The organism is Caldimicrobium sp. SLHALR3, from assembly GCF_058692735.1.
In genome coordinates, this window is sequence record NZ_CP182484.1 from 476,857 (window position 1) to 497,820 (window position 20,964).

General features: G+C 34.0%; 21 protein-coding genes. 14 read left to right on the forward strand and 7 right to left on the reverse strand.

Annotated elements, in window-relative coordinates; all coding sequences use genetic code 11:
• Nucleotides 1–7 precede the first annotated feature (7 nt).
• The 3 genes from ACLGLP_RS02505 to ACLGLP_RS02515 all read right to left on the reverse strand — a co-directional run bounded on the left by ACLGLP_RS02505 (nt 8) and on the right by ACLGLP_RS02515 (nt 2,383).
• Nucleotides 8–469: a hypothetical protein gene (locus tag ACLGLP_RS02505; RefSeq protein WP_492113363.1), complete on the reverse strand. Its 462-nt coding sequence runs from the start codon at nt 467–469 to the stop codon at nt 8–10.
• A 67-nt stretch (nt 470–536) separates the two neighbouring features.
• Nucleotides 537–1,862 (reverse strand): nicotinate phosphoribosyltransferase, encoded by a 1,326-nt coding sequence (locus tag ACLGLP_RS02510; RefSeq protein WP_492113364.1) that lies wholly within the window; start codon nt 1,860–1,862, stop codon nt 537–539.
• A 5-nt stretch (nt 1,863–1,867) separates the two neighbouring features.
• Entirely contained in the window at nt 1,868–2,383 is a 516-nt protein-coding gene (locus ACLGLP_RS02515) for a cysteine hydrolase family protein (RefSeq protein ID WP_492113365.1), read from the reverse strand.
• Nucleotides 2,384–2,602: 219 nt separating this feature from the next.
• On the opposite strand from ACLGLP_RS02515, the gene ACLGLP_RS02520 reads away from it, so the two are divergent.
• Complete coding sequence (locus ACLGLP_RS02520) at nt 2,603–3,610, forward strand: GGDEF domain-containing protein (protein WP_492113366.1); 1,008 nt, start codon at nt 2,603–2,605, stop codon at nt 3,608–3,610.
• On the forward strand, nt 3,598–4,059 hold the full coding sequence (locus tag ACLGLP_RS02525; protein ID WP_492113367.1) for a universal stress protein: 462 nt from the start codon (nt 3,598–3,600) through the stop codon (nt 4,057–4,059). The genes ACLGLP_RS02520 and ACLGLP_RS02525 overlap by 13 nt, the downstream gene beginning before the upstream one ends.
• Here the strand turns inward: ACLGLP_RS02525 and ybgF are convergent.
• Nucleotides 4,056–4,955, reverse strand: a complete 900-nt coding sequence (gene ybgF, locus ACLGLP_RS02530; RefSeq protein WP_492113368.1) for a tol-pal system protein YbgF — start codon at nt 4,953–4,955, stop codon at nt 4,056–4,058. The two genes, ACLGLP_RS02525 and ybgF, sit on opposite strands and share 4 nt — an antisense overlap.
• A gap of 38 nt (nt 4,956–4,993) precedes the next feature.
• Here ybgF and ACLGLP_RS02535 point away from each other — a divergent pair, with 38 nt between their 5' ends.
• From ACLGLP_RS02535 to ACLGLP_RS02545, 3 genes are all read left to right on the forward strand, one after another.
• Nucleotides 4,994–5,182 carry a hypothetical protein gene (locus ACLGLP_RS02535; protein WP_492113369.1) on the forward strand — a complete coding sequence of 63 codons (189 nt, stop codon included), beginning with the start codon at nt 4,994–4,996 and terminating at the stop codon, nt 5,180–5,182.
• A gap of 3 nt (nt 5,183–5,185) precedes the next feature.
• A complete protein-coding gene (locus ACLGLP_RS02540; protein ID WP_492113370.1) occupies nt 5,186–6,193 on the forward strand; it encodes an IS110 family RNA-guided transposase in 1,008 nt (335 codons plus the stop codon).
• A gap of 75 nt (nt 6,194–6,268) precedes the next feature.
• The gene (locus ACLGLP_RS02545) at nt 6,269–6,406 is read left to right on the forward strand and encodes a hypothetical protein (protein WP_492113371.1); all 138 of its coding nucleotides are present in this window, start codon (nt 6,269–6,271) and stop codon (nt 6,404–6,406) included.
• A 20-nt stretch (nt 6,407–6,426) separates the two neighbouring features.
• On the opposite strand, the gene ACLGLP_RS02550 is transcribed toward ACLGLP_RS02545, so the two are convergent.
• Genes ACLGLP_RS02550 through recJ form a run of 3 tightly spaced genes read right to left on the reverse strand, consistent with a single transcriptional unit; the run spans nt 6,427 to nt 9,968 of the window.
• A complete protein-coding gene (locus ACLGLP_RS02550; protein ID WP_492113372.1) occupies nt 6,427–7,227 on the reverse strand; it encodes a formyltransferase family protein in 801 nt (266 codons plus the stop codon).
• Nucleotides 7,217–8,296, reverse strand: a complete 1,080-nt coding sequence (locus ACLGLP_RS02555) for a deoxyguanosinetriphosphate triphosphohydrolase (RefSeq protein ID WP_492113373.1) — start codon at nt 8,294–8,296, stop codon at nt 7,217–7,219. Before ACLGLP_RS02555 ends, ACLGLP_RS02550 begins: the two co-directional genes overlap by 11 nt.
• Entirely contained in the window at nt 8,286–9,968 is a 1,683-nt protein-coding gene (gene recJ / locus ACLGLP_RS02560; RefSeq protein WP_492113374.1) for a single-stranded-DNA-specific exonuclease RecJ, read from the reverse strand. Before recJ ends, ACLGLP_RS02555 begins: the two co-directional genes overlap by 11 nt.
• Nucleotides 9,969–10,028: 60 nt before the next feature.
• On the opposite strand from recJ, the gene galE reads away from it, so the two are divergent.
• The 9 genes from galE to ACLGLP_RS02605 are packed head-to-tail and all read left to right on the forward strand — an operon-like array spanning nt 10,029 to nt 20,960.
• Nucleotides 10,029–11,000: a UDP-glucose 4-epimerase GalE gene (galE, locus tag ACLGLP_RS02565; protein ID WP_492113375.1), complete on the forward strand. Its 972-nt coding sequence runs from the start codon at nt 10,029–10,031 to the stop codon at nt 10,998–11,000.
• Between the two features lie 9 nt (nt 11,001–11,009).
• A complete protein-coding gene (locus tag ACLGLP_RS02570) occupies nt 11,010–12,713 on the forward strand; it encodes a formate--tetrahydrofolate ligase (protein WP_492113376.1) in 1,704 nt (567 codons plus the stop codon).
• An 18-nt stretch (nt 12,714–12,731) separates the two neighbouring features.
• Nucleotides 12,732–13,628 carry a bifunctional methylenetetrahydrofolate dehydrogenase/methenyltetrahydrofolate cyclohydrolase FolD gene (folD, locus tag ACLGLP_RS02575; RefSeq protein WP_492113377.1) on the forward strand — a complete coding sequence of 299 codons (897 nt, stop codon included), beginning with the start codon at nt 12,732–12,734 and terminating at the stop codon, nt 13,626–13,628.
• On the forward strand, nt 13,621–15,642 hold the full coding sequence (locus ACLGLP_RS02580) for an anaerobic carbon-monoxide dehydrogenase catalytic subunit (protein ID WP_492113378.1): 2,022 nt from the start codon (nt 13,621–13,623) through the stop codon (nt 15,640–15,642). The genes folD and ACLGLP_RS02580 overlap by 8 nt, the downstream gene beginning before the upstream one ends.
• Nucleotides 15,629–16,303: a methylenetetrahydrofolate reductase C-terminal domain-containing protein gene (locus tag ACLGLP_RS02585; RefSeq protein WP_492113379.1), complete on the forward strand. Its 675-nt coding sequence runs from the start codon at nt 15,629–15,631 to the stop codon at nt 16,301–16,303. Before ACLGLP_RS02580 ends, ACLGLP_RS02585 begins: the two co-directional genes overlap by 14 nt.
• The gene (locus tag ACLGLP_RS02590) at nt 16,237–17,163 is read left to right on the forward strand and encodes a methylenetetrahydrofolate reductase (protein WP_492113380.1); all 927 of its coding nucleotides are present in this window, start codon (nt 16,237–16,239) and stop codon (nt 17,161–17,163) included. Before ACLGLP_RS02585 ends, ACLGLP_RS02590 begins: the two co-directional genes overlap by 67 nt.
• A 21-nt stretch (nt 17,164–17,184) precedes the next feature.
• Nucleotides 17,185–18,342 carry an acetyl-CoA decarbonylase/synthase complex subunit delta gene (locus ACLGLP_RS02595; protein WP_492113381.1) on the forward strand — a complete coding sequence of 386 codons (1,158 nt, stop codon included), beginning with the start codon at nt 17,185–17,187 and terminating at the stop codon, nt 18,340–18,342.
• A 17-nt stretch (nt 18,343–18,359) separates the two neighbouring features.
• Complete coding sequence (acsB, locus tag ACLGLP_RS02600; protein WP_492113382.1) at nt 18,360–20,654, forward strand: acetyl-CoA decarbonylase/synthase complex subunit alpha/beta; 2,295 nt, start codon at nt 18,360–18,362, stop codon at nt 20,652–20,654.
• Between the two features lie 24 nt (nt 20,655–20,678).
• Nucleotides 20,679–20,960, forward strand: coding sequence for a (Fe-S)-binding protein (locus tag ACLGLP_RS02605; RefSeq protein ID WP_492113383.1), 282 nt, complete (start codon nt 20,679–20,681; stop codon nt 20,958–20,960).
• The last annotated feature ends 4 nt before the right edge of the window (nt 20,961–20,964 follow it).

The window sequence follows — 20,964 nt, forward strand, 5'->3', positions numbered from 1 at the left end:
AAAAATTTTATTTTTTTACCTGGGTTAACATTACAACTATTCTTAGCTCAGTATAATACCAGCCCTGAGAAATGCTTATAAAGGCTGTGCCTTCAGGTCTTTTGTAGGCTATAAAAATAACTTTTGAAGAAAAGGCTCCCATTTCTTCCCACCCCTGATTTGCCATCTGAACCCTATAAAATTCTACCAAGGATTTTGGACTATAATTTCCTCTAAAAACAAGCATACCGGTGAGGACTTTATCTGTTTTTAAAAGGGCACTTTTTTCTGCCTGATATTCCAAGTCTTTTAAAACAGGAACCAAAGGAACTGGAAAATAAATTAAATCCTTTTTTTCTGTAGTTTTTACCTCTTCAGCCTTAGGAGTAACTACCTCAACCTTTGTATTTTCCTGTGCTGTTTTTTCCTGTGCAAAAGCTACAGAAAATACTAAAAGACTTGATAAAACAATTATTAGAATTTTTTTCATATGCCTCCCCCTACCAAAATTTTTAATTGAAATAACATTATTCAATGTAAAAGAAATGGACTAAAAGTCAAGAGAACTCTTTTTTAAGCCTTCTGAAAAGGGCTTTAAGATTTTTAGAAAATTTAATTCGTTTTTTATAGTTCCTTTTTAATTCGCATTTTACGCGTTCTCTTATGATTTCTAAAGACTCATGATAAAGTATTTTATCTTCTTCATAAACAGGAATTAGAAGATTAGCACTTTTGGGATAAGAGGAAAGATTAACATCTTCTTCTTTTAAAGCAATTAAGTCAAAGAGGAATTTATCATTTTCGTCCCAAACTCTGTAAATACTTTTTGCACCAGGGAGAAGTTCTTTCTTTGGAGAAAGTTTAAATCTTGGTTTTCCTTCGTATTCAACGAGTTTATATCCCATTTCAAAATAGGGAGCATCTTCAGAAACCCCCATTTTTGTTCCCACTCCAAAACCAGAAACAGGCGTTTTTTTCTTTAAAAGTTTTTTAATTTCTTTTTCATCTAAACTACCGCTTAAAAAGATTTGAACATCTTTTAAGCTTCCTTTATCAAGAATTTTTCTTACCTTTTTAGAAAGATAGGAAAGAGATCCGCTATCAATTCTTACGCCTTTAATAGAAATATTATTTTCTTTGAAAAAGTCTTTAAGAGAAACTATCTTTTTTGCAGCTTTTATTGTATCGTAAGTATCAATAAGAAGGATGGTTCTGTCTTTATAGGTTTTGGCAAAGGCTTTGAAAGCCTCTTCTTCAGATGGAAAGACCTCAACAAAAGAGTGAGCCATAGTTCCCACTACAGGGATACCCCAGAGCTTTCCGGCAAGCACATTACTTGTTCCAGAAAAGCCAGCAATATAGGAAGCCCTTGCTACATGAAGACTGCTATCAATTCCGTGAGTTCTTCTTGCAGAAAAGTCAAAAAGAGGAATACCTTTAGCAGAAAGCACACATAACAAAGCCTTTGTGGCTATAAGGGTTTCTATGTGAAGAGTGTTTATAGCAAGAGTTTCTATGATCTGAGCTGAAATAAGGTCACTTTCAACCTCACAAACAGGCTCATTCTCAAAAAATATAGTTCCCTCAGGGAGTGCTCTTATAAAGCCTTTGAAAGAAAAGGTTTTTAAGTAATCAAGAAAGGATGGTTTGAAGATTTTTAGGCTTTCAAGATATTCAAGATCCTCATCTTCAAACTTAAAATTTTTAAGAAGTTTTAAAAAGGGATCAAGTCCTGCAAAAAGGAAAAAAGGTCTATTTTTAGGACGATTTCTTATAAAAAGGCTAAAGACAGCTTTGCCAAAAAGTTCTTTTTCATAGTAAACCTGAGCCATGGTGAGTTCATAGAGATCCAGAAATAGTCCTACAGAAGAATTGAAAATCATGAGACCTAAATCAGTTCAGCCTTGTAAACTTTTTCTAAACGCTTCAAGGCAAAGTTGTGAAACTCTTCGTTAAAGTCTGCCACAGCCTTAACAGGGATTTTGATCTTAAAACCCCTGTAAAAGGCATCAGCAGCAGTATCCATTACGCAAATACTTGTGCAAATCCCTGTTAAATATAACTCCTTTATGCCAAGACTTCTTAAGATGGCTTCAAGATCGGTTTTATAAAATCCGGAAAAACGGGTTTTGTAAATTACGAGGTCTGTTGAGTCTGGAGAAAGCTCGTCAACTACCTGAGCTCCCTTAGTACCTCTTATGCAATGAGGAGGGAAAGCTGAAAACTCTTCATCTTCAGGACTGTGGGCATCACAGAGATAAATTACTGGATAACCAGCCTCTTTAAATTCCTTTTTGAGTTTTGCTATTTCTGGAATAATTTCTTCAGCAGTTTTGCCACAATAAAGAGCACCTTCAGGTTTAACGAAATCGTTTAGCATATCAATAATGAGAAGGGCTTTCATAAACCTATAAAAATAGACGAAAAATACAAAAAATCAACAGCTCTATCTATTTTCTTACTTTTAAAGATAATTTTTAAGTTCTTCGCAGGGTTAAATTTTGAACACTAAAACTCTGGGTGATTGACATTAGAAGAAGAATCTCTTGACAATATAAAATAAAAGTGTAAAAAGCAAAAATTATTAGAATTAAAAAGTTTTTATAATAAAAAGGAAATTAAAGTGTTAGAAGCTTTCAAAGAGCGTCAAAAAAGAATCCTGGAACTGTTTACAGTTGTAGGAATTCCTTTTATTTCTCTATTTGGGATTTTAAACTTGCTTTACGATAAGCAACTTCTTGGGATACTGGAATTATTTTCGGCGGTAGTTGGTATAATAAATATAATTGTTTATAAAAAAACTTCTAATTATAACATTGCTTCAAGGGTTATGCTAATTATTATAATAGGATTGATTTTAATAACTGTAATTACAGGAGGGTATAAAAATCAAGGAATCTTCTGGATATATGTAATTCCTCCTCTAACCTACTTTTTAAGAGAAAAAAGTTCAGCTTTAAAATGGAATATCTTTTTTGTTTTAGCTGTCCTTATTTCTTATGTAGCTTCAAGATTTGGGCTGATAAAGTTTGCTTACTCCTTTGAGACCATATTTATAGCTCTTTGCGCTTACTTGGGTGTAACATTTTTAGCCTATTTTTATTCACACTTTTTGATGGAGCTATTAGAATCCTTGAAAGAAAAGGCAATTTTTGATCCCTTAACTAAGGTTTACAATAGAAGCTTTGTTCTTACCTATTTGGAGCAGGAACTGGAGAAGATAAAAAGAGAAAAAGAAAAGGAGATGTGTCTTATTTTTATAGACCTGGATGATTTTAAAAAAATAAATGATACCTACGGGCATGTAAAAGGAGATGAGATTTTATCTGAGGTATCAAAGATTTTTAAAAATAACTTTCGTTCCTCGGATATCTTTGGAAGGTTTGGAGGAGATGAGTTTATTTTGATTGTAAACACAGGGAATAAAGAAGCCATAGAAGAGAAATTAAAGTTTATAAAAAATCAAATAGAAAAAATATTTAAGGAGTACAATCTATCGTTAAGTTATGGAATAGTTGTTATACCAAAAGAGACTGTAAATCTGGAGGAGGCATTGAAAATGGCAGATGAGAGAATGTATAAGATGAAAGATAATAAAAACCAACTTGAGGTAAAAAGATGGTTGAAATAAAAACCATTGCCATACCTGTAGATTTTTCTGAGGTATCTTCAGTAATTGCAGAATGGGGGAAGGCACTAGCAAAAAAGCTTGGCGCAAAGATAGTTCTTATCAATGTGATTGAAGATATATCAGCCTTTGATGTAGCTACAGATGCTAAAACACTTCAGGAACTTGAAAAAACCCTTTTAGAGGGAGCAAGGAAATACATGCAAAGCTTTTTAAGTAAGCACTTTTCTGATTTTCCTCAGGTAAAATCTGTTATAACTAAGGGAAAAGTAGTGGAAAAGATAATAGAGGTTGCTAAAGAAAACAAAGCAGATCTTATTATAATGGGAACTCACGGAAGAAAAGGGCTTGATAAAATAATTTTTGGAAGTGTGGCAGAAGGTGTAGTAAAGTATTCTCCTATTCCTGTTCTTACTATAAATCCGTATAGAATGAAAGAGACAAAAAATTAAAGATGTTTTAATAGTTTTTTTGCTGTTTGAGCCTCTTTACTGTTTGGGTATTGAGTAATAATCTTTTTTAGTAGTATTTTGTAAGCTTCTACATCTCCGAGAGCCTTAAAAGCTTGTGCTTGATTAAACATAGCAGTTGGTTTTAAAGGATGCCAACCAGGAAGTTCAATTAGCTTTTGATAATTCAAAATTGCATCTTCGTATTTCTTTTCTTTAAAATAGCTTTCTCCAAGCCAGAAATAAGCCTGCCCTATCCATTTTCCCTTAGGAAATCTTTCAATGTATTCTTCAAAAAGTTTTCTTGCGTTTTTAAAATCTCCTTTTTGATAATAGGAGTATGCTTTCTCATAAAGTTCAGCTTCATTTAAAGGTTTTTCTTCTTCAGGTTTTGGTGGTTGGGTTAAGGTAGCATTAGCAGTTACGGTAGCATTGGTGGTTGTTGTAGCATTGGCAGTTGTTGTAGCATTGGCAGGTGCAGGAGCCATTGGCAATTCTAATTTTTTCTCAAGCTCTTTAACTCTTAGCTCCAAAGCCTGAACCTGGGTAGATAAGTTTTCAAATTTGGTAGAAAATTCTTTTTTTCCTTCTTCTTGTGAAGCCTTGAGATCCTCTAATTGAGAAGAAAGATGTGCCTGTTCAGTCTTAATATCTTCTAAATCTGAGAGAACTTGAGTTTTTATTTCTACCATAAAATCTTTTGAAAGTTTATTTTCTAAAGTGGTTACTTTCTGATTTAAGGCATCAATTCTTTCTTTAAGAGTTTCGTAATCCTGTTGTTGTTTGGCTAAAGTGGTTTCAAGGTTTATAACCTTTATTTTTAAAGTTTGTATTTCGTCCTGTGAGGCTACACATCCTGCAAGCACTATCATAAAAATAATTAGTAAAAACTTTTTCATTTTTAGCCCCCTGCAGTAAATTAGTTTATAATATAACCATGGTTAAGTTTCAAAATTTTAAAAGGCGAGGGACAAGAACTCCATTTTTTCTGGGCTATCAAGCCCGTAAAGGAGTCTGTCCCTCTGTCCCTCCACTCCGAATAAGTTGGTTGGGCTCTAAAGCCCTTGCCACACGGGAGGATGGAGTGAGGGACTATTTCACTAAAACTCCTATAACAAGGAGGTAGCCTATGTATTACATCGGTATTGATGTCTCTAAAAATCAATTCACAACCTGTATCATCAACCAAAAAGCTCAAATTATCAGCCGAAGAACCTTCCCATACTCCCTTGAAGGCTTTCAAGATTTTCTTTCCACCCTTCAAACTCTTAACCCCGTAACTATTATTATGGAATCTTCCAACAGATACCACATCCCTCTTGCTTCCTTTCTCATCTCCGAAAACTTCCAACCCTTCATTGTTAACCCAAAATTCATCTATCAGTTTGCTAAATATCATCAGGCTACTTCTCCTTCTAAAACTGATCCCAAAGATGCCTTTCTCCTTGCTCTCTTTGCCCTCAAAAACCCAGAACTCCTTAAACCTTCTCCCATCCCAGATGATGCTAAAATCATTGCAAGAACCCTCCAAAAACTCACCAAAGACCTTGCTAAAACCAAAACTCAAATCAAAGCCTGCCTCTCCGTCCTTTTCCCAGAACTTGAGAAAAATGTTGAAATCTTCTCTAAAGCTATCCTTACTATGCTTTTTTACCTCCCCTCTGCTAAGGATATCGCAAAAGCACCTCTTAAAAGAATACATCATTTCCTTCTTGAGACTTCTGAAAAAGGTAGAAAACCTTCCATTACTCCAGAAACTCTTAAAACCCTTGCCAAAAACTCTATCGGCATCCCTCATAAAGGTTATGAGACTACTCTTAAAGTTCACATTAAAAAATATTTCTTTCTTCAGGAAGAAATAGCCGAGCTTGAAGCTTTCCTTGATGAAACTCTCAAAAATTGGTCTCCTAAAGAAAGAGAACTTATCAGTTCTATAAAAGGAATTTCTAAAAATCTTGCTAACAGATTTTTGGCTGAGATTGGAGATATTAAAAAGTTTAGCAAGGCTTCCAAGCTTATAAAGTATGCTGGGCTTGACCCAGTAATAAAACAATCTGGAAAATGGGAGAGCCGAAAAGGAATATCTAAGAGAGGCAGTCCTTATTTGAGGGATATTATTTACCAGATGGCTTATTGAGTTAAGAATTGGAACAAAGTTTTTGGGGAGTATTGGAGAAGAAAGAAAAAGGCTTTTGGAAGGAAAGTAAAGGCTATGGACTTTCTTGCAAACAAGCTGATAAGAGTAATTTTTGCAATGTTGAGAAAAGGAGAAACTTTTAAACCTGAATTGGTTGCTCCTTCTACAAGAGGAATAAAGCATATTTCGGTGGAAGGTGTTTGCCATGTTTAACATTTTTCTACCCTATTTTCCTAGTTGACTCCTTTTGTTTTTAAATAAATTTCTATCTCTTCAGTTAAATCTAAAGGCAGATTTTCAGAGTCAAAAGTAATTTTTTCCTCACCAAGATATTTTAAAGTGTAAACGATTAAAGGCAACTCTCTTTTTACTTCTTCTTCTCTGATTTTTTTAAAAAGCTTATTTTCTTCTCCTTCAAGTTTTTTGAGACCAGATAAGTGGTATTTAAGAAGTTTTTTTTCTGTGTTTTCCCAGAGAGGCAGGAATTCGGGAGTTCTTAAGGAGAATCTGAAAAAGCTGAGTGCTGGACCTTCGTCAAGTTCAGGGGTTACAAGATGCATCATTGCTCCGGTTTCACATGCTCTTGCACTTATGAGTTGCCACATAACCTCCTGCCAAGAACCTTTTGGTCCTCCTGGTAAAGCTGGATGAAGATTGATAAGCTTTAAAGAATTACAAAATTTTGGAGAAACAATCCACATATATCCTGCAAGCACCCCGAAATCTATTTCATCTTCAAGCCTTTTTAAAACCTCATCATGATAAAGCTCTCGCCAAAGCTCTTTGTCCTTTTTTCTAAGCTCAGGTTCAAACCTCAAAGCAGAAAAAGAAATTACCTTAAGCCCCATTTCTCCACGAGCCATCTCTATTAGTCTATCCGAAAAAAATCCCTCTCCAGGCTCTTTACTTATAAAAACATAAGCTATTTTTAAAGGCAAAAAACCCGATTTTATCTCCGAATATACTATTTTTAAAAGCTCTATAGCTGCTTCATCCCTTCCTGTGGTGAACCATCCTATATTTTTAGATTTCATAGTAAAAACCTCCAAATTCAAAGTTTATTCCATGAGGTTTTGGGATAAAAAATTCAAAATACTGATAAATGGCAAATCTATCTGTCATCCCAGAAATATAATCAGCAATAATTCGTTCTTTTGGGGTATTAGGAAAGATTTTGCTTGCTTTCTGAAAATATTCTATTTTTTCAAAATTTTTAAAGTAAAACTCAAAAAGGGAAACCAAAATTTTTTTTGCCTTTTCAAATTCTTTTCTTACAACCGGAGAAAAATATATTTTTTCAAATAAAAAATCTCTTAGAATTGTGAGAGCTTCCAATGACTTATCATCCATAAGAATGGTTTTTTCATTTGCTTCTTTAGTAGTTAGAATAACGCTTTTTACTAAAGTGCTTATTCTTTCAGAATGAGAAACTCCCAGCCTTTTTTTAACAATTTCTGGAAGGTCATCTATAGTGATTAAGCCAGCTCTTATGGCATCGTCAATATCGTGATTCACATAGGCAATTACATCCGAAATTTTTACCACTTCAGCTTCCAAAGTAAGAGGTTTGTCTTTTTCGCAGAGAATAGGTCCCCTCCCCTTTGAATGGTTAAGGATTCCATCTCTTACTTCTAAGGTTAAGTTAAGTCCTTTTCCGTCTTTCTCTAAAACATCAACAACTCTTAAGCTCTGTTCATTATGTTTAAATCCTTCGGGCAAAAGTTCATTTAACACTTCTTCTCCTGCATGTCCAAAAGGGGTGTGCCCGAGGTCATGCCCAAGAGCAATCGCCTCTGTCAGGTCTTCGTTTAATTTTAAAGCCTTAGCAATGGTTCTTGCAATCTGAGCTACCTCTAAGGTATGGGTAAGTCTCGTTCTATAGTGATCACCCTTTGGTGCAAGAAAAACTTGGGTTTTATGTTTAAGGCGTCTAAAGGCTTTGGAATGGATAATTCTGTCTCTATCTCTCTCAAAACAGGTTCTAATCTCACATTCCTTTTCCGGACGAATTCTACCTTTAGAATATTTTGCTTTTGCTGCAAAGGGAGAAAGGATTTTTTCTTCCAGGTTTTCCTTTTCTATCCTTATAATTTCATTTAGCATCTTCCACTTTTATTTCTAAAGTTTTAGTAAAACTATTTATAAAAGGAGTTCCTACAATTAGCTTTATTCCATCTGATGCAAGCAGTCTGTTAAAAAATATAGCAGAAAGCTCTTTATCTCCGTTTTTCAAAACCAGTTTTGAGTGTTTATCTTTTAATACTTTTAACTCTTTTATCTCAAAATTTTTAAGAAGAAGTAGAGGAGGTAGATGCCCTTCTCCATAGGGATGAAGGTTTTCAAGGGCAAAAAGGTTTTCTTTGTGTAAAAGCTCGCTAAGACTTGTTTCAGCATCAATATAAATTAAACTTTTTAAAGGTTTTTTATCCGTATAGTTTTTGAGAATCTCAGCTAACCTCAACTTTAAATCAGGGATAAGGTTTCTGTCCATTTTGAATCCAAGGGCATATTTATGTCCGCCAAACTGAATTAAAAGGTCTTGGCACTGAGAGATTACTTCTAAAAAGTTTATCTCAGAAGGAGATCTTACAGAACCATAGGCTATTTCGTTTTCTTCAGAGATAACTACAACAGGTAAATTGTAAAGGTTCTTAAATCTGTTAGCAATAAGCCCAAGCAATCCCTTGGGTATGTTTTCAAAGGTTAAAAATAAAAACTTTGAGTCCTTTGAAAAGGCATCAGTCTGTAAAAAGGCTGATTTTACGATTTCTTCTTCAAGAGCCTGCCTTTCTTGATTAAGGGAATCTATTTGAGAAAGTCTTTTTTCTGCAGTAAGTCTATCTGGAGACAAGAGAAATTCAAAAACTACTTCAGGTTTCCCCATTCTTCCTGCAGAGTTTATTTTTGGAATAATCCTGTAAGAAATGTCTTCTTCAGAAATTCCATATTTCAGTTCGGCACTTTCAAGTAAAACTTTTGTGGAAGGAAAAAAGGGATTTAAAAGATCTCTAAAGCCAAAAAAGGTGATGAGACGGTTTTCTCCTATCAAGGGAACCATATCGGCAAATGTTGCAAGTGCTACAAGTTCTAAGTATTTTCTTAAAAAGGGAGGTTCTTTTTGTGCAAAAAAACCTTGAGAAAGTAAATAAGTTCTTAAAGCCCTTATCAAAGCAAAAACAACCCCTGCGCCACATAAATGATATAAGGGAGAAGAGGGAGAAGTAAGTTTTCCAGTTATAGTTATAGTTTCTGGTTTATTGATTATTTCGTGGTGATCTGTGACTATTACATCTATACCTAAGGCTTTGGCAGAATTTACTGTGTAATAAGCAGATATTCCTACATCAACGGTAATGATAAGACTTACCCCCTTTTCTTTAAAGTAGGGTAAAAACTTTGCGTGAAATCCGTATCCTTCAAGGTCTTTACTTGGTATTAACCACTCTATGTGGGGAGTGAAATCTTTTAAAAAGTGGTAAAGAATAAAAGAGCCTATAATTCCATCTGCATCTGAATCGCCGTAAATCCCTATTTTTTCTTTTCTCTTTATGGCTCTTGCGATGCGTTTAACTGCAAGCTTCATATCAGGAATAGCAAACGGATCTGAAAAGTCAGAAAGCTGAGGATACAAAAAAGAATAAGCTGATTTTATGTCTGAAAAACCTTTGTTTATAAGAATTTTTGCTAAAAGAGGGGTAAAAAAGCCTTTGGTTACAAATTCATATAAAAGTTCCTGGTTTGGAGCTTTGTGAACCCAAAGTCTGGTTGACGCCATATAGATTTTATTGTATCATATCAAGCCTAAAAGTAAAATAAAATTAAACTTAAATAGCTGATGAAAATAAAAGTGCTTCTTACAGGTGGAGCTGGTTACATAGGTTCTCATGTGGCTAAGCTTTTAACAAAAAAGGGTTATCAAGTAAGCATAATTGATAATCTTTATTCTTCAAAAACCTCAAAAATTTACGGAAAACTTTACAAGTTAGATCTTAAGGAAGAAGAGAAGGTTTTAGAAATTTTAAAAAAAGAAAAGCCAGATATAGTGCTTCACTTTGCAGCCTTTATTAGTGTTCCAGAAAGTATAGAAAAGCCTCTTTTATATTACGAAAACAATGTAGCAAATACTATAAAACTTCTTTCCGCTATGAAAAAGGTAGGTATTAAAAATTTTTTGTTTTCTTCATCTGCAGCAGTTTATGGAATACCTGAGAAAGTTCCTGTTTCTGAAACAGCTGAACTTAGACCCATAAATCCTTATGGAGAGACAAAGGCAATGGTAGAAAAGATTTTAAAGGATTTAGCAGAGGCTCAAGAAATAAATTATATTTCCTTAAGATATTTTAATGTAGCAGGAGCTGATCCAGAGGGAGAACTTGGTCCTAATTACAAACAGCCTTCTCATTTAATAATAAGGGCATTAAAAACTGCCAAAGGAGAAATTCCCTATCTGGAAATTTTTGGAACAGATTATCCCACTCCAGATGGAACCTGCATAAGAGACTACATTCATGTAATGGATTTAGCTGAAGCACACATACTTGCTATGGAATATCTTTTATCTACTGGGAAAAGTGAGGTATTCAATTGTGGTTATGGGAAAGGATTTTCGGTAAGAGAAGTCATTTCAGAGGTAAAAAAGGTAACAGGGATTGATTTTAAAGTAATAGAAGGAAAGAGAAGACCAGGAGACCCACCAATTCTTATTGCAGATAACAGAAAAATTAAAGAGGTTTTAAAGTGGGAGCCCAAATATGACACTTTAGAAACAATAATAAAAGATACCTGGCAGTGGGAATTAAAGCAATAAGGGGGATTTATGAAAACAATTTATCAACTGGTAGAGGAGCTGGGATTAAATAAGGAAGAAATTTTACCTTATGGACATTATATAGCAAAGATTGAATATAGAAAGGTTTTGGAAAGATTTAAAAATCGTTCCAACGGGAAATATATAAATGTCACAGCAATAACTCCTACTCCTTTTGGTGAAGGGAAAACCACAACTTTAATAGGTTTAGTCCAAGGGCTTGGTAAAAGAAAAGAAAGGGTGATAGGCACCATTAGACAACCTTCAAGTGGTCCTACTTTTAATATTAAAGGGGGTGCTACAGGGGGTGGCTCCTCTCAGGTAATTCCTGTTGATAAAATTTCTTTAGGACTTACTGGGGATATAAATGCAGTGGTAAATTCTCACAATCTTGCAATGGTTGCTCTTACGGCAAGAATGCAACATGAGGCAAATTACGATGATGAAATTCTTAATAAAAAGGGACTAAAAAGACTAAACATAGATCCTAAGAGAGTTGAAATGGGATGGACTATAGATTTTTGTGCTCAGGCATTGAGGCATATTGTTATTGGTCTTGGTGGTAAAATGGATGGGTATCCTATGGAAAGCAAATTTTATATTTCAGGAGCTTCAGAAGTAATGGCAATCCTTGCGGTTGCCAAGGATTTAAAAGATCTAAGAGAAAGAATAGGGAAAATAGTTGTTGCTTTTGATAAATACGGCAATCCTATAACTACAGAAGATTTGGAAGTAGCTGGAGCTATGACAGCTTTGCTTATTGATGCTTTTAAGCCAAATCTTGTTCAAACCACAGAAGGACAACCAGTTTTAATTCATACTGGTCCTTTTGCCAATGTTGCTCTTGGGCAATCTTCTATTATTGCTGATTATGTAGGGTTAAAACTTGCTGATTATGTGGTTACTGAATCTGGATTTGGAGTAGATATAGGTTTTGAAAAATTCTGGAATGTAAAGTGTAGAATTGCCAAACTTGTTCCAGATGTAGCTGTAATAGTTGTTACTATAAGAGCACTTAAGTATCACGGAGGAGCACCAATTCCCAAGCCAGGAAGTGCAATACCTAAGGAATATTTTGAAAAAAATCTTGAGTGGGTAGAAAAGGGATGTGAAATTCTTTTGCACTGCATAAATATAGTTAAAAAAAGTGGGATTGTGCCTGTTGTTTGTATCAATAAGTTTTTAACAGATACAGAGGAAGAACTGAATTTGGTAAAAAATTTCTGTGAAAGTATAAAAGTAAGAGTTGCTGTTTCTGAACATTGGCTTAAAGGAGGAGAAGGTGCTTTAGAGCTTGCAGATGCAGTTATAGATGCTTGTAAAGAAAAAAAAGATTTTAAATATCTTTACAACTTAAATGAATCAGTTAAAGAAAGAATTGAAAAAATAGCAAAGAAAATTTACGGAGCAGATGGAGTTATTTTTTCTTCCCTTGCTGAAGAAAAGCTTAAAATGATAGAAAAGGATGAGGAAATAAGAAGATTTCCTTTATGTATGGCAAAAACCCATCTTTCTCTTTCTGATGATCCCAATAAAAAGGGTGTTCCTAAGGGATGGCATTTGAGAATTAGAGATATTTTTGTTTACAGAGGCGCTGGTTTTATAGTTCCAATTGCAGGAGAAATAAAACTTATGCCTGGAACAGGTTCAGATCCAGCTTATAGAAGAATAGATGTTGATGTAGAAAAAGAAAAGATAAAAGGGTTGTTTTAAAATTTAGGAGGAAGTAAAATGTCAGCAAAAATCATAAATGGTAAAACTATTTCTCAAGAGATAAAAGAAAAAATTAGAAAAGAAGTTGAGGAGCTAAAAGAAAAATATAACCTTGTTCCAGGTCTTGTTACTATACTTGTAGGAGAAGATCCTGCTTCAATTTCTTATGTTAAAAGTAAACAAAAGACTGCTAAGGAGCTGGGATTTTATTCCGTAGAAGAGAGGCTTCCTGAAGGTATTTCAGAAGAAGAATTAATAAAGCTAATTGAAAAATACAATAAAGATCCTAAAATTCACGGAATATTGGTTCAACTTCCACTTCCCAAGCATATAAACGAAAACAGAGTAATTTATGCTATAGATCCAAGAAAGGATGTAGATGGATTTCATCCAGTTAATTTGGGTAAAATGGTTATAGGAGAGCCCTCACTTTTACCTTGCACTCCACAGGGGATACTTGTTATTCTTGAGAAAATAGATTGTCAGGTTGAAGGGGCTGAAGTGGTAGTAATAGGAAGGAGTAACATTGTTGGTAAACCTATAGCCATACTTCTTATGCAAAAAAGAAAACCAGTAGGTAATGCAACTGTAACAGTTTGTCATACAGGAACAAGGGATTTAATTTTTCACACAAAAAGAGCTGATATTTTAATTGTAGCGGTGGGGAAACCAAAATTTATTACTGCAGATATGATAAAAGAAGGAGCTACAATAATTGATGTAGGCATTAATAGAATTGGATTTACTTCAGAGGGAAAAGCTATTCTTTGTGGAGATGTAGATTTTGAAAGCGTTAAAGAAAAAGCAGGAGCTATTACTCCAGTCCCTGGGGGTGTTGGGCCAATGACAGTTACTATGCTTATGAAAAACACCCTTGAGGCTGCAAAGATGTCTTTGGGAGAAAAAAATGTCTAATGAATTACCAAAAGAAAAATTTGAAGAAGTGGTTTTAAAGTTAAAATCGGGGATAAATTCTCTTAAATCAGGATTAGAGCTTTTAGAAAAGGGATTTAAAAGCTTAGAAGAAAAAATACTTAATAAAAAAATTCTCGAAAATTTGCAAAAAGTGGTTTATGAAGAGTTGGAAATTTCCCAAGAGAAAGTTGGAATAAAGATAGAAAAAATAAAGGTTGAACCAGAATTTACGGTAGAGCATTTAGAAGAAACTTTAGAAGAAAAACAGCCTTTACCAGAAGGTATAGATATAGGAGTTATTTTGGCAAAAAATCTTGGAAAAAAAGTTTTAGCAAGTGCTTCTTTTAACTTAATTTATGCAAAACTTTTAGCAGAAAGTTTCTATAAAATAGCAAAAAGAGAAATACCTTTTGAAATAAAAGATAAAAGAAAACTAAAAATGTTAGCTTATAGTTTAGGAATAGATGCTAATCTTTCAGAAAAAGAAATATTAGATATGGTTTCAGAAAAAATACTTAAAATTTTTTCACCTCAAAAAGGAGCTCCCATCTTTATCCATAGAGCTCCACAGAGTTTAATTGAAAAGTGGGAAAAATTTAAAGTTATGCCCAATAATATTGAAGAGGATTTATTAGAACTTGCCTATAAAACTTTAAAAGAAGGAGATAATTATTACAAAAATATACTTTTTAGTGCTTTAAAATGTGCTATTGCAGATGGATGGGTTAATTCAGTTATAGCAACAGAACTTAAAGATGTTCTTTCAGGGGCTCCTAAACCAACTAATATATTAGTTGGTATTGGGGAAAGATTAATTCAAAAAAATAAAATAAATATAGCTATTTGCGAAAGTGATCCCATATTGAGAGATTCTTTAATAAAAGCCTGTAATGATAAAGAAATTTTAGAGCTTGCAAAGGAAAATGGAGCAGAGGGAATAAATCTTGTCGGAGTCATTAATCCTGTGGCAGGAATTCTTGTAGATAGAGAAGATTTTTTGTTAACTAAAGCAATAGAAGCTGTAATTGTAGATATGTATCTTCCAATGTCAGATCTTATGCAAAAAGCTTCAAAATTTCATACCGTAGTTATTACAACAAATCCACTTTTTATGTTAGAAGGAGCTATACATATTGAATTTAACAAAAAATATCCTTTAGAATGTGCCAAAGAAATCCTAAAAGTTGCCATTTCAAGATATTCTAAAAGAAATATTTCTGAAGTTTTTATTCCTGATAAAGAAAAGGGGGTAGTATTAGGATTTGGTTTAGAATCTCTTATGTATGCTATGGGAGGTAGCTTTAGAGCAAGTCTTTCTCCTTTAAATGAAAACATAATAAATGGCAAAATTTTAGGAATAGTTTTGATTTTAGGAAATAACTTCTCAATGAAAAATAAATTAGAAATTTTAAAGGAATTAATAAAAAATAATGTTTTTGTTTTAACAGCAGGGTGTCAGGTTGAAGGGATAGCTGAACTTTTAACTCCTGAAGCAGCTGAAATTTCAGGAGAAGGATTAAAGGAGTTTCTTGAAACAATAGGGTTGCCACCGGTTTTGTATATGGGTTCATATATGGAAAGTTCAAGAATACTTTCTATACTTAAGGAAATGGTTAATATAGGCGATTTGGGAAAAGATATAAGTGAACTTCCAGTTGCAGGATGGGGTTCTCAGTTAGATGAAAAAACCATATCTATGGGATTATGTTTTTCTGCAAGCGGAGTGCAAGTTATTTTTGGAAAAGATTTTCCTGAAATGAAAAGTAAAAAGGTTTCTAAGTTTCTTTCTGAAGAAATGAAAAAGTGTTTTGGAGGAGCATTTGATTTTGTAGAAAAGGAAAATGAAATTGTAAGTGTTATAATAGATAGAATAAACCAAAAAAGAGAAAAACTTGGTATTCACAAACCAAAGCCAAGGGTGCTTTATGATATGGCTATGAGAAGAACTCTTGAGGAAAGAAGGTATATTCCATTTATTCATAAATTGGGATTTTTCAGAGATGATAATAGTTAAAAGAAAACCACTTGAAGAAATCTTAGAATATATAAAGGATTATAAAAAAATACTTATAATTGGATGTAAAGAATGTGCTTATGGCTGTGAAGAAAGTGGTGAGGAAGAATTGAGAAACCTTTCAAAAGAAATCAAAAAGGAAAGAGAAAGACTTGGGGAATCCATAGAAATTTTAGAAAGAGTTTTGGTCAGACAATGTTCACCTGAATATCTTAAGCCAATAGAAGAGGATTTAGAAAAAGTTGAAGCTATTTTAACCTTAGGTTGCGGGGTAGCGGTTAACTTGATAGCAGATCTTTATCCAAAAATAGAAGTATATCCGGGAGTTAATACACTTTTTTGTGGAGCAAAAATAAGAGAAGGATACTGGGTTGAAAAATGTAAAGCCTGTGGAGAATGTATAGTAGGATATACTGCAGGTCTTTGCCCTATAACAAGATGTCCCAAAAATATGCTTAATGGTCCCTGTGGAGGAGCAAAAAATGGTATATGTGAAGTCAGAAAAGATCTTGCTTGTGTGTGGATACAAATTATAAGGAGATTAAAAAATAGGAATAAATTGGAAAATTTAACAAAAATTTGGGAGGCAAAGGATTGGAGAAAAGAACCAATCTTCAAAAAATCCTTGAATCAGGTCAATTCGCAGTTACAGCTGAGATAGAACCTCCTAAAAGTGCAGATTCTGAACGCATTAGAGAAAAAGCAAAGTGGCTAAAAGGATTTGTAGATGCAGTAAATATAACAGATTCACCGAGAGCAATCGTAAAAATGTCAAGCCTTGCTTCAGCAGTTCTTTTAATTCAAGAAGGAATTGAACCGGTAATGCATATAACTTGCAGAGATAGGAATAGAATAGCTATTCAATCTGATTTACTTGGAGCGGCAGCCCTTGGTATAAAAAATGTTTTATGTTTAACAGGAGATTATATTACTTTGGGGAACCATCCTCAAGCAAAACCGGTTTTTGATTTAGATTCGGTTCAGCTTATAAGTCTTGTTAAAAACCTTTCTGAGGGAAGATTTTTTAACGGAGAAGAAATGAAAGGAGAAAAACCTTATTTTTTTATTGGAGCTGTGGAAAATCCCTTTGCTGATCCTTTAGAGTTTAGACCCATAAGGCTTGCAAAGAAAATAAAAGCAGGAGCAAGATTTGTCCAAACTCAAATAGTTTACAATTTAGAAAGATTTAAAAAATTTGTAAAAATGTGTGAAGACCTTGGTATTTTAGAAAAAGTTTTTCTTCTTGCAGGTATAGCTCCTCCTAAGTCTTTAAAAATGCTTAAGTATATGAAAGAAAAAAAAATGCCAGGAATTGAAGTTCCTGATGAACTAATAAAAAGAATGGAAGCAGCAAAAGATGAAAAGGAAGAGGGGATAGAAATAGCGGTAGAGCTTATAGAGAAAGTTAAAGAAATATCAGGTGTTAGAGGGGTTCACATTATGGCAATAGGTTGGGAATTTATTGTTCCTGAAATTATTAAAAGAGCAAAACTCTATCCCAGACCAAAAATAATAGATTAAAATAGTTTATTAGGAGGAAAAATGGAGGAAGAAAAAGAATTACTGAAAAATTTGATAGACATTTTTTCAGATTTAAAACTTGGATTAGAAAATATTCGTGCTGGGATTGAAGAATTAGAAAAAGGAATAAAAAAACTTGAAGAAATAAAGTTTAAATCAGAAATAAAAGAGGGAAAAGAAGAAAAAAAAGAAAAAATTGAAAGAAGTTATAGACCTTTGTCAGAAAGGGCTAAAAGTATTTCTGAAAATTTTTATAAAGACATTACTACAGAAAAGATTAGAGAAGTTGTGATAGGAAAGGGTGAGAGATCTTTAAAAATCGGGGGAGAAAATATTTTACCTTTTTATCATTTTGAAGGGAGTATGGGGAACGGAGTTAAAATTGCTATGGAGATTTTAGATGTTAAACCTGAGGATTGGCCTGAGAGTTTATCTAAATACTTTTCTGATGTATTTCATGATCCAGGTCTCTGGGCAAAAAAATGTGTAGAAAAATACGGAGCTGAAGCTATTTGTCTTTATTTACAAGGGACAGATCCAAACTATTTAAATCTTGATGTAGAGCATGCAAAAAGAGTAGTAAAAAAAGTAATAGAATCCATAGAGGTTCCGCTAATTGTGTGGGGATCTGGCAATCCCGAAAAAGATGTAGAGGTTTTAAAAGAAATTGCAGAAATAATAGGAGATAGGGGTGTAGCTATAGGACCGGTTTTAGAGGCTAATTACAGAACTCTTGCAGCTGTTGCCATGGGTTACAATTTACCAGTTATTGCTTCCACACCTATAGATGTAAATCTTGCCAAACAACTAAACATACTACTTGAAAACACGGGACTTTCCCTTGACAAAATAATTATAGATCCATCTATAGGTGCACTTGGCTACGGAATTGAATATGCCTATTCTGTTATGGAAAGAATAAGAATTGCAGCATTATATTATAAAGATATAGCTTTACAATCTCCTTTTATCTGTGCTATTGGTAGAGAGGTTTGGGGAACCAAAGAAGTTCAGTTACCCACTGATGAGGTGTTTGGAGATCAAGAAACAAGAGGTATACTAATGGAGGCAATTACAGCAGTTGTTCTTACCTTAGCTGGAGGAGACTTATTAATAATGCGACATCCCAAGGCTATAGAGCTTTGTAAGGAAATTTTTAAGGCCTTGAGTGAAAATTAAGGAAAGGTGAGGAAAAGATGTCAAAGATAATTGCAAGTGTTGCAATAAAAGGAGCATATAAAATCTTAGAAAAAGCATGGGAAAAGTATGAAGAGGCAGTTAAAAAGTTTGGGAAAGAGGTTGAGATTGGATTTCCCAATACAGCTTATTACTTGCCAATTATTTATGCTATTCTTGGTTATCCAGTAAAAAAACTCGGAGATTGTGAAGAAGTTTTACAAGAGGCAAAAAGGCTTTTACCAGAAATTCCCTCAGATAAGACCTGGCTTCCTTATTTTGGTCCTGCCCTTGATGCTGGTATGGCAACATTTTTTGCAGAAGAAATAATAGAAGCTATAAGATATTTAGAAAATCCTGGTTTTTATGTGAATGCTGAAGAGCCTACAGAAGAAAATATATGGCTTGGGGCAGCAGATGATTTAATTTTTAGAAAAAGAGGGGTTGAATTTGTTGATGGGACAGCTCCAGGGTTTGCAGTAGTTTTAGGAACACCAATTGATATTAATACTACAATTAAAATTGTAAGAGAATTGCAAGAAAAAAACCTTTATGTATTCATGCATGGTGCTTCAAATAGTTTGTATGAAAGAGCTTTATCTACGATGGATGTCCATATAAAGACACCTTTTAAACCAAAAGATGTTGAAGGAATAACCATGGCTGAACAATTATATAATGCTGGTATTCATTTGGGTTGGAATACACGGCTTGTTCCTTTTGGACCTTATACAAGCTCAGTAGTTTTTGCTGTTGGTTTTGCCTGTAGAGTTGCCATGTCTTTTGGAGGAATAAAGCCAGGAGATTACATAAACAATTTGCTATTTAATAAAAATAGAACCTATGCTTTTGTAATTGCCTTTGGTCCTGTTTCTGAAGAATGGGCAGCTAATGCTGCAGGAGCAATGAACTGGGGATTTCCAACCATTTCAGATCAAGATATACCAGAAATAAAAACTTATGGAATTTGCACTTATGAACCTTTAGTCTCTAAAGTGCCTCATAAAGAAATTGTTGAAAAAGCGCTTTTTGTAAGAGGATTTAAAGTTACTACAACAAAAATTGATATACCGGTGGCTTACGCACCCGCTTTTGAAGGTGAAAGGGTTAGAAAGGAGGATCTTTATGTGGAATGTGGAGGGGGAAGAACTCCTGCGGTGGAACTTTTGATTTCAGCCTCCTTAGATGAAGTTAAAGATGGAGAGATAGAAGTTGTGGGTCCAGAGATTTCAGAGCTTTCAAAAACTGACAAAAAAGGTCCGCCATATAAGGTTCCCCTTGCTATAGTGGTAAAGGTAGCTGGTGCAAACATGCAGGAAGATTTTGAACCAATTATAGAAAGACAGCTTCATTACTTCATCAACTATGCCCAAGGGATTATGCATATAGGACAAAGAAATATAGTCTGGATTAGAATTAGTAAGCAGGCTGTGGAAAAAGGATTTCTTTTTAAACACATCGGGAAAATCTTATATACCAGAATTAAACAGGAGTTTAGTTCAATTGTGGATAAATGTCAAATAACAATTTACACAGACGAGGAAAAAGTAAGAGAAATTTTAGAAATAGCTAAAAATGTGTATGAAAAAAGAGATACAAGACTTGCAGGAATGACAGATGAGAATGTGGATACTTTTTATTCTTGCACTCTTTGCCAAAGTTTTGCTCCTACACATGTTTGTGTAATAACTCCTGAAAGAGGTGGTCCCTGCGGGGCTTATAGCTGGCTTGATGGAAAGGCTTATTATCAAATAAATCCCGCTGGTCCTAATCAGCCTATTTTAAAAGGAGAAATAATTGATTCTAAATTAGGACAATTTAAAGGAGTAAATGAATTCGTTAAAAAGTATTCTAAAGGAAAGATAGAAAGAGTAAGTCTTTATAGTATAATAAGAGACCCTATGACTGTATGTGGTTGCATGGAGGCTATTGCAGCAGTTTCTGCCCCAGCAAATGGAATAATTATAGTAAACAGAGAATTTACCAGAGAAACTCCAATTGGGCTTAAATTTTCCACCCTTGCAGGAATGATAGGGGGAGGACAGGTTACTCCTGGATTTTTGGGTATTTCCAAGCAGTATATAACCTCAAAAAAATTTATATCTGCAGAAGATGGATTTTTAAGAATTGTGTGGATGCCAAAGATGTTAAAAGATGAACAGAAAGAAAAGCTTCAGAAAAGAGCAGAAGAGCTTGGAATTCCTGATTTTCTTGAAAAGATTGCAGACGAAACTGTTGTTAATACAGAAGAAGAACTGGTTGATTGGATAAAAAAAGTTAATCATCCGGTGCTGAAACTTCCTCCTATTATGTAAATTCTTTTATAGAAAGAGGTAAAAATGGGACTTACGGGAATTCAGATACTTAAAAAGCTACCCAAAACTAATTGTAAAGAATGTGGCTTTTCAACATGTATGGCATTTGCTATGAAAGTTGCAGCAGGTCAGGCAGATATAAATGCCTGTCCTTATATAGACCCTAAGGTTAAAGAGGAAATTGCTGAAGCTTCAGCTCCACCTGTTAAAAAGATTACGCTTGGAGGTGGAGAGTATACCTATTTTATAGGTGGAGAAAGTGTTTTGTTTAGACATGATAAGCGTTTTGAAAACCCCCACTTATAGGAAC